Here is a 17,209-nt window from a genome sequence, read left to right on the forward strand (position 1 = left end):
GCATCACCGTCAGAAGTAGACTATATAGTCGCGTTTATGTAATTTCTTATTAAAGAATACGATCCCCATCGAATAGAGGTCGACCGTAACCGTCACCTCGGGATGGGCGCATACCTCTTTCCAGAACTCCCTCATCTTACGGCTTGCTTTGATTCCCTCAAAAACAAAGACTGAACCGTCGTGAACATGTTTACTGCATTCATTAAACAACCAAACGTTGTTCTGTTGTTCATAGATTGTATTAAAAAATACAAAATCGACTTTCCCCATGTCTTCGAGTGCGCGGGGAAGCAGCTCTTTATAGTTTCCCGTGCGCAGGTCGATCGGGTTATGTGCCGCATTCTCGAAGGCGATCCGGGCGATGGACGCGAACTCCGGGATATTCTCGAGGGCAATACACCTCAATCCGGGGGCGTAGGAGGTCAGATAGAGGGTGGATAACCCCATCGACGGCCCCAGCTGAAGGATGTTTTGCGACTTGAAATAGTTCGTCAGGCGGAAAAGCAAGGCTCCGTGCTTGGGCTTGATTGCCTCGCGTTCCACAATCTCCCCGATCGTACGGTGGCGGAGCTTCCTTTTCTGTTGTCTGTCCGGATAGGTTATGCTATCGTCGCGGAAAAGCAGTTGTTTCCGGATCAGTTCTATATCATAAAAGCTATAATAGGAACAGCGTTCTTCTATTACCTTTGTTATCAGGTTGAAGACGAACGGAGAATGAACACCGTATCCTTTACGATAACGGATGCCCCGGTATAAAAGTACACTTTTCCGTAGGGTATTAGCTTTGGGTATAATCTGCATTTCTCTTTTGTATTTGTCACACAAAAGTAAGATATTCTTGTTTATTGGCAATATTTAGTATCTACAGATTCATGTCAGAAACAAAATATCTATATATCCGTCACCGGATTTAGGTTTATATGGTGTATTGCACGGATACGGCCGGGAACGAGTCGTATGTAGCGAGAAACATTGTGCTGAGTAAAGGCGGGAGGCTGGAGAGTATTAATAGTTTCTTTGTTTTTTCAGGCAGGTAATTTGTTATCGACAGTGTCGGCAATTTTGCTGACACTGTCGAAAGCTTTGACGACGCTGTCGATAATTTTGCCGACACTGTCGGCAACAACTTTTCCCGGCAACCAGACAAGAGTATGTCAGGTGTTCTATGCTTATGATGACCAGTCAATCATCCGCAATGAACGCGGTGCCGGGGAGAGGTACGCCGAATTGTTTCAAGTCTACGTTGACCAATGCCATTTGTTCCGGTAACATGTTCAGGGGAGACGATGAAATTTGCTGCCATGTGTATCTTTTTCCTGTATAGGCCGATTCCCGTGCCATGACGGCGGTTAAGGCAGATGTGGCAGCCGTTTCGGCTATATTCAGCACTGTCCCTTTCCGGATATGATCGACCAGCATGATGTGTTCAAGGGTATACATGTCGTGTACTTTGAATTTCGACTTGGCAGCTTCCGGATCGTATTTCCAGATTGTTTCCCCGTTTCTGTTACGGATGGAAAAGTCGCTGCTATGCCACGATCCTTTTTCCCCCTGAATGACAATCCCGGCACCATTGTCACAACCGTCTATCCTTCGGACCATTCCTTCCAGCATTACTCCGTTTTCATATTCGAAGTGCATGCTGAAATTGTCGTATACATTGCCTATATTCTTACGAATCCTGGAACCATAGGCAATGACATTAACCGGTTTGAGTTGCGTGAACCAGTTGAAAACATCTATCCAGTGGATCAGCATGTTACTGATCTGGTCGCCGTTCACCCAGTTCCAGTTGAAATGTCCGCGGATCATATATTCCATATCGGTCCATTCCGGACGACGAACGATATATTGGTCACGTCCTGTATGATAATAGGCGTATCCCGATATAATAGAACCGATAAGTCCTTCCTGTACCTTTTGGTAAGAGGCGACAAACGGCCGGTCGAAATGGTATTGCGTACCGGGCAGGATGTTGATACCTGTGTTCGCCGCTTGTCTTGCCGCGGCTACGAACGTACGGTAACCTGCCGGATCGATGGCTGCCGGTTTTTCAACGAATACGTGTTTTCCCTTTTCAATCGCATATTTCATGTGCCCGGGATGGAAGCAGTTGGGGGATGCGATCAGCACAAGGTCTATCGGTAGTTCACACACTTTTCGATAGGCATCGAAACCGGTAAAGCACATCTCATCCGGGATACGGACGTTTTTCCCATCCTTCAGCCGTTGTCTCCCGGCTTCCAGTTTATCCGGAAAGAGATCGGCCAGTGCAACGATAGACAGGTTGTTTCCTGCATCGAGAAAGTTGAAAGCTGCTCCTATGCCTCTTCCGCCGCATCCGATCAAAGCTGCCTTGATTGGTTTCCCGTCGATCGCTTTGTCCGGTAGTTCGGGTATATAGAGTTCTTCGACAGGGTGTAACGGCACCTGCTTCCCCTTTTCTGAGCAAGAGGTAAATAGCAGACCGGAACCGAGCGTACTACTTAAACCGATAGTGGCTACGCCGGATAAAAAGTTGCGTCTGGTCAGTTTCTCTTCTGGTTCCATAAGAAAGGATTTAATGGGTCATTTTAATCAGCGTCTCGTACATCGTGTTCAGTTTATTGTTGCGTGTACGGTTTATCTCGGCAATTTCTTCATCATGGAGAAAGCCTTTGTTCAGGGTAAGGAAACGTTTATCCAGTTTTCGGGCCTCGATGATAAGAGGTTCGAGCTCTTTGATAAATGTTTCCGCCTGGTTCCGTTCAAACCGACTGGATTCGTATCTGTTTTCTATCTCTTTGAATGTCAGGTATTGTACGCGCAGGTCGAACATTAAGCGCAGATGTTCAAACTCTGGTATGTTATTCTTCGGTTTTAGGGAAGCCAGTTGTTTTTGTAGGGCGATGGTTTCTGCTTTTACCTCTTTCACGGATGTACCTTTCGGGTCTTTTCCTCTGACGATCGTTTCCTGCGGACTTTTTAATATCTGCCACATTCGTTTACTTTCTTCCGGAGTGAAGCCAAAACGTTCCTGTCCATATTTCACGACGAAGGCTTGCGGGTCGATCGGTTCTTCATTTTTGAGGGACTCTCCATAGGCGGCAACTAATATGCGGAAGCCCGAAAGCGGATATACATATCTGACAGGAAACATCCCGATGACTTCCCAATTGGTGTCGTAGCTGAATCCGTAAGTGCCCGATGTGGACCAGGATGTCATAACCACTCCCTGATAATCAGCTTTACGGGCGTAAGGAATGAATGTCTTTTGGTTATTGAAATGCTTTTCCCACTGGGTCAGATAGATGTTGTCGGGATGGCTGCGTATGGAAGGTGCTCCCCAAAAGGTGACTCCGGCATTGAACAGGTTATCCATATTTCCGAAATGATCGCGATCCCATCCATAATTCCAATCCACATAGATGATATCTTTGGGCAATTCATGCAATGCTTCCGGATATTTCAGGATAATATCCGCCCATAAGACGGGTTGTTTACCCATCGATTCAACGATCTCGCACATGGCTTTCACGTAATCGACGAATAATTTCGATTTACCTTCTTTCCTGACTTTCTCTGCACAGGCTTTACAACTGCCCAGTAGATAAGTTTCATCTCCTCCGATATGGAAATAACGGGAGGGATGCAACTCTGCCATTTCTTTGAAGACTTCTGTGAATACTTCTTTGCATTCGTCTATCTTCATGGGACAAACCTGGGAAACTTCTTTCCTGTCCTCTTTCAAATGAGCATACCGGTCGTGGCGGAGAATGTATTCGGCATGTCCGAAGCAATTCTGCAGGGGAATGACATCAATGCCGAGCGTTGAACAATAAGAGACGAATGACCGGACCTCTTCGCGGGAATAGGCATATTTGTTGGAGATGGTGGCATGCTTATCATAAGGATAAGAACCTTCCCATTCCATAATGATCGTATTGATTCCGAATTCAGCCAGTTCCTTCGCGAAGTTCTTGAGGGCGGGCATTGTCATTACCTCGCAACGGAGGTCAATGTGAAATCCTTTGATGGCAAAATCATGTTTATTCATCGCCTTTGGCGATGAATAAACAGACGGACATAGCAGGAAGAATGCCAGGAAGAGTATACCTATGGTCTTCAAGCTGCGTATAGACTTAATGAATGTATTTTTCATATTTATATTTATTTGTTAGTCATGTGTTTACATGGTAGATAAACCGGATTCGGGAACTTCTGCCAATGGAGTTATGTTTAGTTCGGCACCTGTATATCCGGGATTTTGGTTGATACGTCCGGATGAGTTTCCGTCGATATCATTCTGTGGTACCGGCCACCAGATATGATAAGGGCTCATTTTAAATTCAGCGCCATTCAGTGCCTTCACTCCTTTATTGTAGAAATTACCTCTGTCCATGATCCGGTCGTAAAAATAGTTATTTTGTGACAATGTAGACATACTATAGCTCCGACCTTTGTAATCTGATTTGCCGGTTCTTGCATACAACAGTGCAATACGGGTCAGTTCTATTTTCCTGTTTTCCTCATATAAAAGTTCACGTGTGCGTTCGTCCAGTAAGGTTTCCATATTTACTTCTCCCGGACTTAGCGGTGCTGCACCGGCACGGGCACGAACGATATTGATGTCACGCGCTGCTGAAGCCGGATCGTCTTTCCAGAGGTAGGCTTCGGCACGTAATAGATAAGTCTCTGCCAGGCGCATGATATACATGTCCGAATAGCCACCGTTGTACTGGGCTGCTGTGGCGGCATCGGGATCCTCGATGTAGAGTTTGTAATGTGCCCATTCTCCCCAGTTCCTCAAGGTGTCGATACATAATAATTGTCCGTCGTCGCTCCACAAGCGTATTGGCTGATGGTAGTACGGTGTACCTTTCAGGTCCGGATTGTTATAGACAAGATCTGTCATTTTCATCCAGTTTCCGGGGAGATGCCGCAGGTCGTTGCTGTCGTCCCAGACGGCATTGGAGCTGTACCATGTCAGGCGGCAACGTCCGATACCTCGTCCGTAAATACCATTATAATCCAGTTCCGGCTCTTTCAGGCGTTTGTCGGACATACCCGGTTTGCCGTCGGGAGTTTGGATACGATTGGTCGTGTTGGCCCAGAACGGGAGAAAGTTACGCATAGCCAGTGTCTTTTGGGATGATTTTGCTGTCTGGTATTCATACCGGTCCAGTGTTGCCAGTAGGACTTCTTTGTTCTCTGTGCTGTTTTTATTCAGCGGACGGTGCAGATCCCAAAGTACATTTTTGGTGTTGTCGGTAACGTCAACGCCGAAACGATTAGTCATTAAACTGTAACGTCCTCCGTCGATAACGGCATTGGTTGCTTTTATGGCTTCATCAAAATCTCCCAGGGTCAGGCAGATTTTGGCTAGCAGATGATAGCAGGCTCCTTTGGAGATGCGTCCTCTGCTATTATCTTCCGCAACCCATTGAACTGCAAATTCCATATCCGATTTGATCTTCTTCAGGATACCATCGCGCTCCACCGAACATAAGTTGGTAACGGGAGTTTCCACCTCCGTGAAGACGGCGGGAATATCATTGAATAACATACAAAGCCGGTAGTAGCGGAAGGCTCTGTGCCATAATGCCATACCCAGGATATTGTTTCGTTCGCTTTCGGATTCGTATGTCGCATCGTCTATTCGGGTTATTACAGTATTGGCGTAACGTATGCCGAGATAATCGTTGGTCCAGTACCAGTACATACGGTTTGTCTGGTCCCAGTTATTATTTGCTGTCGGCAGGATCTTTTCATTCAGGTTCTGGGCGGGACCGGAGATATCAGTCGTTCCCAAAACGCATTGCTCTGAAAAGATCATAGCGGTCAGTATGGGAGAATGTTGTCCTACGAACTCTTCCCTAAGTAAACGGTCGCATGCCGTAACGGAACTCAACATTCCTTCTTTATCGATCAAGGTATTTCCCGGAGAGTAGAAAGATAATGGATCCGGATCTAACCAGGATTCGCTACAACCTGTTGCCAGAAGCATTGTTGTCAGAATAGCATATATTATTTTTTTCATGACTGAATAGTATTATTTAGTTAGACATTAGAATGTTACATTGACACCCAGTGTATAGGTGCGATTGGTACTGCTTACGGTATTGGGGCTGTCGGCGTTGTATGCTTCCGGGTCATAATATTCCCAGTCCGGAGCCCAGCAACCTACATTCTTGATCGTTCCGTAGATGTTCATTCCCTCTATTTTGAATTTGTTCAGGAATGATTTAGGTACGGTATAGCCTATGGATATATTATCCAGACGGATGAATGACAGGGAACGATAGAAGTTCGCTCCGATATTCTTGTCATCCGAATATAAGCGGGCATACTCGTTGGTCGGATTTTCCGCAGTCCAGTAAGGGATCTTGAAATAGTTGGTCTTTGTCAATGTACCGGCTTCGAAATGCTTTGCACGCTGGTAAGGCGCTTTATGTCCCCAATAAGAATAAAGCATAAAGGACAGGTTCCAGTTTTTAAACAAGGTGAATTCGTTGCGAAGGGTCCAGCGGAAACGCGGTGTTTTGTATCCGATAAACTCCTTATCGTTGTTATCATAGATTTTATTGCCGTCCACATCCTTGATCTTCATATCTCCTGGGCGAAGACCATATTCAGCAGCCTGTTCGGCTTCATTTTCCTGCCATACACCGATAACGTTGTATGTCCAGATGGAACTGATATCCTTTCCGATGAACCATTCGTTCTTGATATCGTCCATCTCTTTCCGTCCGATGACATTTCCGTTGTCGTCCAGTACATTTTCATAATCGCCGTATAGATGGTTTACTTTGTTACGGTTTAAAGAGAAATTAAATGTGGTATTCCACTGGAAGTTCTTTGCATCGATATTCAAGGTCCTCAGGGAAAGTTCAAAACCTGTATTCTGAACTTCACCCAGGTTGGCCATAACTTCACCGAAACCGATTGTTTCCGTGAGGCTGCGGTTGATCAACAGGTCGGAAGTAACCATTTTGTACACGTCGATATTACCGGAAATGCGGCTGTCGAGGAATCCGAAATCAAGACCGAAGTTAAAGGAACTGGTTGTTTCCCATTTCAGGTCTTTGTTTGCCATTGTGCTTACGTATACGGAGTTGGAGAGGTCTATATTACCATTCAGGGTCTGATAAATGTACTGGTCCGTTTTCATTTCAGCTAAAGCTGCGTACATACCGATATCCCTGTTTCCATTTTGTCCCCAGGATACACGCAGTTTACCGAAGTCCATTGCGGGGAATTTGAAGAACGGTTCTTCTGAAAATACCCATCCGAGAGCAACAGAAGGAAAAGTCGCATGCGGATTGGATACGCCGAATGCCGAATAACCGTCCCGTCTGACGGATGCTGTAAGCATATATTTTTTGTCGAATGAGTAGAACAAGCGTCCCATCAGAGCATCGCCGGTATTTCTGGTGTCGTTGCTGGAGATTGCCGGAACCGTACCTGCCTGCATTCTGTGATAACCCAGTATGTCGCTGGGGGCAAATTGCTGAGTAGTCTGTATTTCCTGCCAGGATTGGTTTTCTTCAGCATTCTGTAACAAGGTCACTTCTACCTGGTGTTTTTGGGCAAATGTATGTTCCCAACGGATCAGGTTATCCACCTGCCAGTTGTAGGACATTTCACTTCTTCGCTCCGCATCTCCGCCGAATGATTTCCATACAGGATGTTGTGAAGAGCGGTGGTTCCTGTAGTTGTACAGCAACAGGCGGGGAGAGAAATTTACCTGATAAGAAATACCGAACGGCAGTTTTATTTTGGCATACATGCTTCCGGTGAAGGAATTGCGTATCGCCGAACGGTCTATGAATGAATCGTTATAAGCCGAGTTAATGGAACTGGCATTGTCTATACCTGTCGGATACAGCATCGGGTTACCGTCCAGATCTGTCGGAGTGGAATAGGGAGTATTTGCCCATATCTGGTTCACACTGCGTGGGATAGCTCCCTGGTCGCGATAAGAATATTGTACATTGACACCGGCTGACAGCCAAGAGGTTACATCGAAGTCCAGTTTCAGTCGGCTTCTATAAGATTTGTATTTATCACCGATAACAATACCTTCATTGTTCAGGTAACCCAATGACCAGTAATAACTGACTTTATCTTTCTTTCCTGAAATGTTGACATTATAATCTTGTCGGAATGCTTTCTGATATGTTTCATCATACCAGTCGAATGTTCTTCCGGCAAAATAGTTGTCAAGCTCCGGTTCGAACAGTCCCAGGCGGACGAGCCAGTCATAGGTGTAGTTGCCGGTAGTGGGACGATAAGAGATCCAGTCTTCCAGGGTTACACCTGCCGGAAGGTTGTTGGGGTCTGAAAATTCTCCCGGTTTATGATCTTCGAAGATACTTTCCTGCACATCTTCGCGCCATGCAAGGTATTCCTGTGGGTTGTAAACATCCATCTTATTCGCCAGGGTGGAGATGCCGACGCTGGCATTGAATTGGACGGTAGGTTTTTCAGCCGATCCTTTTTTCGTTGTGATCAGCACGACTCCGGCTGCAGATTTGGCACCATAAACGGCTGCCGAGCTGGCATCTTTCAATACGTCGATCTGGGCGATATCGTTCGGATTGATTTCATCGAGGCTTCCGTAGTAAATAATACCGTCTACCACCAATAAGGGTTCGTTGCTGGCTTTGATCGAACGTTTTCCGCGAATCTCCATGCTACCGCCGCCTTTCGCTGAGTTATTGAGTCCGATATTCAAGCCGGCAACGTTTGCCCTAAGGATATCCTGAACGGTAGCGGGACGTTCTTTTTCCAGTGAAGTCGCTTTTACCTGGGTCACGGCACCTGTCAGGTCTCTTTTCTTTTGTACACCGTATCCAACCACGACAACCTCTTCCAGATTCAGGATCTCTTCTGCCAGGCTGATGTTGAGTGTCTTTTGCCTTTTTACAGGGACTTCCTTCGTTACGTACCCGATAAAGGAGAATGCCAATACTGCATTTTCATTTGTAACGGTTATGGTGTAATGACCGTTAACGTCCGTTATAACTCCGTTGGTAGTCCCTTTTTCCATTACATTTACACCGGGTATCACTTCTCCTTTGTTGTCGGTGACGATACCTGTGACTGCTTGTTTTTGTTGAGTGGCAGAAGGAATGTTATTTGTCTCTGCTGCAAAAACTGGTACTATGGTCATAAGCAGGAAGGCATAAGTAATAGATCGAATGCCAGTCTTTCTCCATTGTTGATTTTTTTTCATACATCGTACTTTTAAGATTAATAAACTTCCTAATTTTTCACCAGGGATAATGCTTTATTATAAATATCTTTTGTATTTACCGGTTTGCCGCCTTGCCGTATACTTTCATTGGCTGTTTCCATGAATGTGTATATCTCTATCGTTTCTGACGGGCTGACGGGGGCTTTGCCTGTCCGGAAGAATGTGAGGATCGATTTTAATAGTCCTTCATACCCTTCGTATCCTCCGGCAGGAACAACTTTCTTTTCACAAATGACCGTACCGCCATAGGAATGAGAACTGTTCCTTAGTCCTCGAAAAGTCCCTATGCGACCATCTTCCCAAACACCTACAGCGACATCGGAACCTTCATTGGAAGTACATGTGACGGATTGACATCCTGCTCCCATCAGGGTGTATAATATTTCTACTCCATGGATCCCGTACCAAAAGAATCCCGCATGTGAAGGTTCGTTTGTACAGGGTGAATAGCAGTCTGCTCCGACAACCTTTCCTTCCGGGCCGTTTCCGTTTCTCAGTTCTGAATTTCGTGGAGAGAAACGTAGTGCCGAAGAGGAGAATATGGGCACTTGTTTCTCTTCCGCCAGTTTGTAGATTGCCAGAACATCGGAAAGACGGGCGGCTACAGGCTTGTCTATGAACAACGATTTACCGCTTTTTATGACTTCTGTTGCCTGTTCGGGATGTAAGGTCCCGTCGTTTGTTTCCAGTAAGACACAGTCTACCTGTTTTAGTAGTTCTGCTATGGATGAGGTTATTTGTATTCCATGACTTTTAGCTGTCTCCGTATATTTAGGTATGCGGTTGTAGCTGGATTCGATCGTTTGCGATCCGTAGGGATAAGCGGCTACTATCTTAAAACCGACGTAATCGGGTGCCTGGTTCTCTCCGTTGATCAACTTAATAAAAGCCTCGGAGTGGGAGGTGTCTAACCCGATAATGCCCAGCCTGATAGTCTCCTGTGCCTGGAGTCCGAAAGCTGTGAGTAATTGGAAAACAAGTAGTAATAATACATTTCGTTTCATAGGATTATCTTTTAGGAGTTATTATTTATTATCCTGTATTTCTCTGGTAAAAGGGATGCGCTGTCCATATCCAGATATAGCCGGGCATTTTCTTTATTGCGTAGAATCGTAGATGGATATTTTTCACTTACCGGAGCGTACAGTGTGTTGTAGATAGCCTGTGCCTTTGTTGTAGCCGGGACTATGCAAAAAGTATATGTAGCCGACATCAGGACAGGGATGGTGAGCGTGAATGCCTGATGAGGAACTTCGTTAAGTGATGGAAAACAGCCGTCGTGCACTTGTTGTAGCCTGCATTGAGGAGCAAGGTCGACCACTTTCATCCAGGCTTTGTCGTTGAAATCGGCTACATGGGGATCGTTGAAAGCGATATGTCCGTTCTCGCCTATTCCCATGCAGATAATATCGATTGTTCTTTCGGAAAGTAACCGGGTATAGCGCTCGCATTCCTGTTCGAAATGGTCTTTTGTCATTTGTATGTAGTAGACCTGTTTGAAGTCAACTTTTCTGAATATATGTTCTCCCAGGAAATTTCCGAATCCTTGCGGGGCATCCGGCTCCAGGCCGATATATTCATCCATATGAAAGGCATTGATCCGGTTCCATTCGATCGTGCTGTCGGCAATAAATTCTGCCAGGAAATCATTTTGGGAAGGAGCGGCTGCAAAGATCATATTGATTTCGTCTTTGTTTCGTAATAACTCACGAATCGTTTGTGCGACATCCGATGCAGCGTTCGTTCCCATAGATTGCCTGTCAGTGAATACCTGTACAGTAAGCTTGTTGTTTTTAAAGTGTATCATTTTACTTTTGTTTTTATTTATTTCTTTAATGACCAGTTCATAATGCGGTATCCGAAGACGGCGTACCAGATCAGATATATATAGCAAGGTATTAATACCCAGTAGCCGGTTTGCAGGGATGTTATATCTGCCAGTTTGCCATAGACAAGCGGAAGGATCGCATTCCCGCAGAGGGCCATGACCAGCATGGATGAACCAATTTTGGTGAAACGTCCCAGATTACGTATAGCATGAGGCCATATACCTGCATAAATCAGTGAGTTGGGGAGTCCAAGGGAAGCCAGGAACCAAATGGATAGACCGGCATTATGACCTAACAAGGAAATGTTCGTATGAGCGAAAATGACTCCGAAAGAGAGGATCAATCCCAATACAGTGCAGACTATCAATGCATTTTTTTGTGAAATATATCTGGGGATCAATACTATTCCCAACAGGTAACCCAGTATAGTTGCTCCGAGTGTGTAGGATGGGAAGAACTTGGCATCCAGCAGGCCGACTCCCATGGAACCTGCATAGCTGATGATCGTATCTATGGCTACGACTTGTGTTCCGACATGTAGGAATAATGCCAATACTCCAAGTATTAGATAAGGAAACTGGAAAACAGAGGTCTTATTGCAGTTGGCGGTCGCCAACTCTTCATTCTCTTCTTCCGGGTTGATATCGGGTAGTTTCGATTTATAGATGAATAGACCGATAAACAGGAGTAAGAGACTGAGTATGCTGTAGGGAAGTATGACTCCACGTATCAGTTCATTGAGGGCTGCCTCCTTGGCTATCCCGCTCAACAGTCCTGATTCTACGGATTCCAGGATATCCTGGCTTTTGCCTAGTACGACTGCTGCAAATATGATAGGAGAGACTATACCGGCGAATTTGTTACATACCCCCATTATGCTGATACGACGGGCAGCTGTTTCAATGGGACCTATAATAGTGATATAAGGATTGGCTGCCGCCTGAAGGACCGACAATCCGGTTCCCATAGTAAACAGACCGGTTAGAAAAATCCAGTAAGTCCTGTTCAATGCTGCCGGAATAAAAAGCAATGCGCCTGCTGCCAGGCAGAAGAATCCGTACATCATTCCTTTTTTATAACCGGTTTTTTTCAGGAAATAGGCTACTGGGACCGACATGACCAGATAGGCTATATAGAAGGCGAACGTAACAAAATACGATTGGTAGTTCGTTAATTCACAAGCTATCCTGAAATAAGGAATCAATATAGAATTGACCCATGATACAAAGCCGATAATAAAGAATACGACACCGATGATGGCGATTCCGATTATGACATTTCGCTTTTCTGTTGTGTGATTGTTCTCTGACATATAAACTGTATTTATAATTTCATTTTCCAGCCTTCCTGATAGTTTCTCGACCAGTATTTATCTGCTATCAGCTTGTTTTTGATATGCCCGTTTTCAGGATCGGTTTCCAGTCTTTCTCCTGAGCGTTGGGCGATGTTTCCCAGTTGTACGAGAAGCGTGCTTATATGTCCGGATTCTATCCCGGCATTAAGTTGCTCTCCTTTTTTGATCGCATTAAAAAAGTTCTGGATATGGATGGCATCCAGTTGCTGTGCCGGATCCATTCGGTTACGCGGGTCAGTCTGTATTTTACTTTCTACTTCGCGGAGAACCTGGTTTTTATGATCCATGATTTTATAATGGTTTCCGCCTCCTATCAATAGATTGGCTTTTTCCCCGTAGAAAAGTGCACCGACTGAGTTCCCCTCTATTTTGAAAGAATTACAGGAATGCCCCTCCCATATCATTGATTTCTTTCCGCCAAAGTCCAGGTTGATAACCTGTGTATCGGGTGCTTCCCAGTCATCCTGGTAATAGTAACGTCCTCCGGTCGATTGTACGTTAGTCGGATAATCGAGTTCCATGCCCCACCGTAACAGATCGATCATGTGTGTGCCGTTATTCAGGGCTTCTCCGGTCCCCCATTGCCAAAACCAGTGCCAGTTATAATGGATGATATTATCTCTGTAAGCGGTACGTGGAGCAGGTCCTTGCCATAGCTCCCAGTCAAGCCAGTCAGGGACGGGGGCTTTTTCCCCGGTTCCGATGGGTGCCCGGTTGTTAGTGTACCATGATTTTCCGAAAAAGACATTTCCTATGGTTCCTGCTTTAATCTCATTGATAGCTTCCACAACATTAGGCCATGAACGGCGCTGGTTTCCCATCTGGACTACCTTATTGTATTTTTGTGCTGCACGAACCAGTATTTCGCCTTCTTCCGGTGAATGGCTACATGGTTTTTCAAGATAAACGTGCTTGTCTGCCTTCATCGCCAGTAAGGCTGCCGGAGCATGCCAGTGATCGGGAGTGGCTATCACTACTGCATCCAGATCTTTCTTTTCAAGCAACAGACGTAAATCCTTATATCCTTTCGGAGTCGTATTGCTGATTTTGGAAACTTCTGCAATACATTTGTTTAAAGCTCTGGAGTCGACATCGCAAATGTGTTTTATGATGCAGTTCTCCTGTTTGGCAAAATTCCTTGCCAAAGCGGCTCCACGGGAATTCACTCCTATACATCCTATCTGAATCCGGTCGTTCGCTCCTACTATGTTCGCATAGCTTTTCGCACTGAATTCCGGTAACACGCCACCGAATGATAGCATAGCTGTTCCGGCTACTGCTCTTTTTATGAAATTGCGTCTTGTTATCATATTACTTAATTTTAGTAAATCTCAATATGACAAATTTAGGGAGATGAATTATTCATTTTTACCCACTTGTCGAAACAGAATCCTCAAAATACGTCAAATTTGATAAACTGTATTTCCGTTTATGAGAGTGCGTGTTATCTTTATCTGATCGTCGAACAACAGGATATCTGCCTCTTTTCCTGTCTCAAGGGAACCCATTCTGTCATCCATATGCAGGATACGGGCGGGTGTGGCTGTCATCATTTTTACAGCATCCGTTAAGGGGATTCCGGCAAGCTGCACCATCGTCCGGATAAGGCGGTCGGCTGTTGCTACACTACCCGCAAAAGCACTTCTGTCAAGCAGTTTGGCAACGCCGTCTTCTACTATTACGGTTTGTCCTTCTTTCAGGCTTCCCAGCTTGTATTGACCTTCTGGCATTCCTGCTCCGCGCATGGAATCAGTTATCAGGGCGATCCTGTCGGTTCCTTTGAATTTGTAAATGAGTTGAAGCAGGCTTTTAGGAAGGTGGATACCGTCTGCAATGATCTCGACATCCATGTCGTCTATCAGGAATGCGGCTTCTACGGCTCCTGCATAGCGGAGGGCGTTACGACGAGTAACGGTTTGCATTCCTGAATAAAGATGGGTCATCAGGGAATACCCGGATTTATGAGCTTCCATCACTTCCTCACAGATTGCGTCTGTATGCCCGATGGAAGGAATTATTTGTTTTTCACAGAGTAATTGACCTAATTCCATAGCACCGTCCAGTTCCGGAGCTATGCTCCAGCGTACAATGTCGTCTGTGGCATTCAATATCTTGGTATAATGTTCCGGTGTTGGAGTTTTTAGGTTTGCCGGATCTTGTGCTCCCCGCTGGTTATAAGAAAAATAAGGTCCTTCCAGATGGAGACCCAGGAACTTTGCTCCGGTTTTATTCTGTTTCTTTGCTTTACGGAAGACTTCAAATGTATGAAAAAGTTCTTCATCGGGGCAAGTCAGTGTAGTGGGTAATAAAGCGGTTGTACCGTAACGTGCATGTGTGTTAGCCACAGTCAGATAAGCTTCTACTGTTCCGTCCATAAAGTCAGCACCTCCGGCTCCGTGGGTGTGCAGATCGATAAAACCGGGGGAAACATACTGTTGTTTGGCATCGATGACTTCACTAGCCTCGTTATATGGAGGTTGACCTTGCCCTATATCGGTTATTTTACCGTTTTCGATAATGATATAACCATTATCGAGGATTCCGCTCGAAAGGATCAATTTCCCGTTAGTGATGATTGTCTTAACCTCTTTTCTACTGTTTGATGATGATATTGCATTCATAATAGTGCTGTTTTAATGTTCAAACAACACAAAGTAAGCATAAAAAATAAGCTCACATGGTACCGATTGCGAAATAAAAACCTTAAAAAACGAACACCTCTTCATAAAGGGTCGACTTTGTTTTATTTGTTTTTAGGGGTGAATCGTTTCCGATATTGGAGAGGAGTCATTTCTTTTGCTTTGGTAAAGATACGGGAAATATTTTTGTAGTCAGTGAAGCCTGACCGGGTTGCAGCCTCGATCAGCGGCAGGTCGGTAGTGATCAGCAGGTCGGCGAATTTCTCTATGCGGAGATCCAGAAGGTATTGGTATACGGACGTTCCGGTTTCTCGTTTAAATTTCTTTTCCAACACTCGTCTTGAGAAAGGTACTATTTGAGTCAGTTCATCGACTGATAAAGGATTCTGATAATTATTGTCGATGTATTGCAGTAGTTGTTCTATATGTCTGTCGGATACGGCAAAACGTTCCGTAGAGGCACGGGGGACGATCCGTACAGGTTTTATTATAATATCGACTGGTGCAATGATCTTCTTTTCTATAAACTGATGAAGTAGTTTTCCTGCTTCATAACCGCCATTTTCTATATCCAGTTCAATGGACGATAGTTGAGGATCGGAGATATTACATAATAATTTATCATTGTCTACACCCAACACTGCGATTTCTTCGGGAATGCTGATATCATACATCTTGCAGACTTCGGTGATTTGTAAGGCATAATAGTCGTCACAGGCAAAAAGGGCTATCGGCTTAGGTAGGCTTAGTAACCATCTGCTTACTTGTTCGACATCAAAACACCATTTTTCACTGGGTACCCGTTTCCGGTTATTAAATTCATAAACCTCATACCCCTTGTTGCTGACGATCTTTTTGAAGCCTTCGCCACGTTCACGTCCCCACACTGTATCTGTCAGACCATAGTAAGCAAATGATTTATAGCCTTTATGCAGGAAAAAATTAGCAGCGATGACACCTGTCCCGAAATAGTCACCCGTCAGATTGGAAATACCGGAGCTTCGTTCTTTGTAATTTTGAACGATGATCGGTATATTTAACTGGTTTAAAACAGATAGGTCTATATCCGAGAACTGGGCGATGATTGCGTCCGCTCCCCATTTTTTCGCCCATTCCACAACTCCTTCGTCGCCATAAAGTTCCCGGAAATACAAGGGCATTCGGTAAAAGGCCCATGGACCGACTTCCCTTGCATATCTAACGACATTTTCCAGAAGCGACCGGCTGTAGCCACTGGAAAAATCGGTTAACAGAAGTATTTTTATCATATTGTGGTGTTTTTAAAAACTAGCTTTCTCCGGCTCCGGTGCCACATACGTTAATATCTGGCCGCTCAGTTGGAGGAGGGAGATTTCGCAGAGTTTGGTTGAATATTCGGCGATGGATTGCCGTTCTTCGGCTTCCAGCAAGCTGATCTGGGCTTCACGCAATTCGATGCCGGATAATTCACCCAGTTTGTAACGGTCTATTGCGATGCGATGGTTTTCGAGGGCGACAATTACGTTTTCCTTTTCCAGACTCCATAGGTCGAGGTTGTTCCGGTAAGCCATCCACAGATTACTCATGTCGGCACGGAGGCCCAGTTCCAGTTCCTGCTTTTTCAGCTGGCTGTTTTCTATCTGGATGCGGGCGTTGCGGCGTTCGCGGCGGCGGTTCAGTCCGTCGAACAGGTTTAATCCGACAGTCAGTCCGTAATTTAATCCTAAACGCTGTTGCAGATCGGTTGCTCCCACTTCGTACCAGTTGGCTGTGTAGCCATAGCCGGCATTCAGCTTCACATACGGGTAATCGCGGCTTTTTACTTTCTTGTAATCCAGTTCGGAGAGTGTCTGATTCTTCTGGGCGATCAGCAGGGAGGCGTTCGAAGCCAGCGTGCTTTGCCAGAGATCTATTTCGTCCAGGAATATGTTCGGGCGTATCACCGAATCTTTTAAAGCGATCTGTTCGTCGATATTATCCAATGCCATCAGCTCGTTCAAGCGGATGCGGGAAGTATGTACGACCTCCAACTGGTTCAGCACGTTTGAACTCAATGTCATCAATTTAAGGTTCATAGTGCTCTTTTGTAATTAGTTAGAGTATAGTTTTTACAATTGGGCCTTCCTTTCCTTGCTCGTGGAAACTTTCTTCCCGGTCTGATGGGCACCAA

11 protein-coding genes and 1 pseudogene are annotated in these 17,209 nt (G+C 45.2%); all 12 read right to left on the minus strand.

Annotated features, from left to right (window positions below; all coding sequences use genetic code 11):
* Nucleotides 1-9: 9 nt before the first annotated feature.
* On the minus strand, nt 10-801 hold the full coding sequence (locus NBH15_RS13625) for an O-methyltransferase (protein ID WP_046145991.1): 792 nt from the start codon (nt 799-801) through the stop codon (nt 10-12).
* 381 nt (nt 802-1,182) lie between these two features.
* Nucleotides 1,183-2,550 (minus strand): Gfo/Idh/MocA family protein, encoded by a 1,368-nt coding sequence (locus NBH15_RS13630; RefSeq protein WP_129698041.1) that lies wholly within the window; start codon nt 2,548-2,550, stop codon nt 1,183-1,185.
* Nucleotides 2,551-2,560: 10 nt separating this feature from the next.
* Complete coding sequence (locus NBH15_RS13635) at nt 2,561-4,141, minus strand: family 20 glycosylhydrolase (RefSeq protein ID WP_229102424.1); 1,581 nt, start codon at nt 4,139-4,141, stop codon at nt 2,561-2,563.
* A 27-nt stretch (nt 4,142-4,168) separates the two neighbouring features.
* Nucleotides 4,169-6,019 (minus strand): RagB/SusD family nutrient uptake outer membrane protein, encoded by a 1,851-nt coding sequence (locus NBH15_RS13640; protein ID WP_250822848.1) that lies wholly within the window; start codon nt 6,017-6,019, stop codon nt 4,169-4,171.
* 27 nt (nt 6,020-6,046) lie between these two features.
* Nucleotides 6,047-9,217 carry a SusC/RagA family TonB-linked outer membrane protein gene (locus tag NBH15_RS13645; protein ID WP_250822849.1) on the minus strand — a complete coding sequence of 1,057 codons (3,171 nt, stop codon included), beginning with the start codon at nt 9,215-9,217 and terminating at the stop codon, nt 6,047-6,049.
* 29 nt (nt 9,218-9,246) lie between these two features.
* The gene (locus NBH15_RS13650) at nt 9,247-10,242 is read right to left on the minus strand and encodes a Gfo/Idh/MocA family protein (RefSeq protein WP_046145994.1); all 996 of its coding nucleotides are present in this window, start codon (nt 10,240-10,242) and stop codon (nt 9,247-9,249) included.
* An 11-nt stretch (nt 10,243-10,253) separates the two neighbouring features.
* Complete coding sequence (locus NBH15_RS13655; RefSeq protein ID WP_250822850.1) at nt 10,254-11,045, minus strand: 6-phosphogluconolactonase; 792 nt, start codon at nt 11,043-11,045, stop codon at nt 10,254-10,256.
* 17 nt (nt 11,046-11,062) lie between these two features.
* The gene (locus tag NBH15_RS13660) at nt 11,063-12,379 is read right to left on the minus strand and encodes a sugar MFS transporter (protein WP_250822851.1); all 1,317 of its coding nucleotides are present in this window, start codon (nt 12,377-12,379) and stop codon (nt 11,063-11,065) included.
* An 11-nt stretch (nt 12,380-12,390) separates the two neighbouring features.
* A complete protein-coding gene (locus NBH15_RS13665) occupies nt 12,391-13,731 on the minus strand; it encodes a Gfo/Idh/MocA family protein (protein WP_250822852.1) in 1,341 nt (446 codons plus the stop codon).
* A gap of 93 nt (nt 13,732-13,824) precedes the next feature.
* Nucleotides 13,825-15,042: an N-acetylglucosamine-6-phosphate deacetylase gene (gene nagA / locus NBH15_RS13670; RefSeq protein ID WP_046145998.1), complete on the minus strand. Its 1,218-nt coding sequence runs from the start codon at nt 15,040-15,042 to the stop codon at nt 13,825-13,827.
* A gap of 122 nt (nt 15,043-15,164) precedes the next feature.
* Complete coding sequence (locus NBH15_RS13675; protein WP_046145999.1) at nt 15,165-16,328, minus strand: AraC family transcriptional regulator; 1,164 nt, start codon at nt 16,326-16,328, stop codon at nt 15,165-15,167.
* Nucleotides 16,329-16,340: 12 nt separating this feature from the next.
* Nucleotides 16,341-17,090: pseudogene (locus tag NBH15_RS13680) on the minus strand (TolC family protein); the annotation flags it as partial.
* Nucleotides 17,091-17,209: the final 119 nt, after the last annotated feature.

The organism is Parabacteroides caeci (genome assembly GCF_023656795.1).
In the GTDB taxonomy this organism is placed as follows: Bacteria; Bacteroidota; Bacteroidia; order Bacteroidales; family Tannerellaceae; genus Parabacteroides; species Parabacteroides segnis.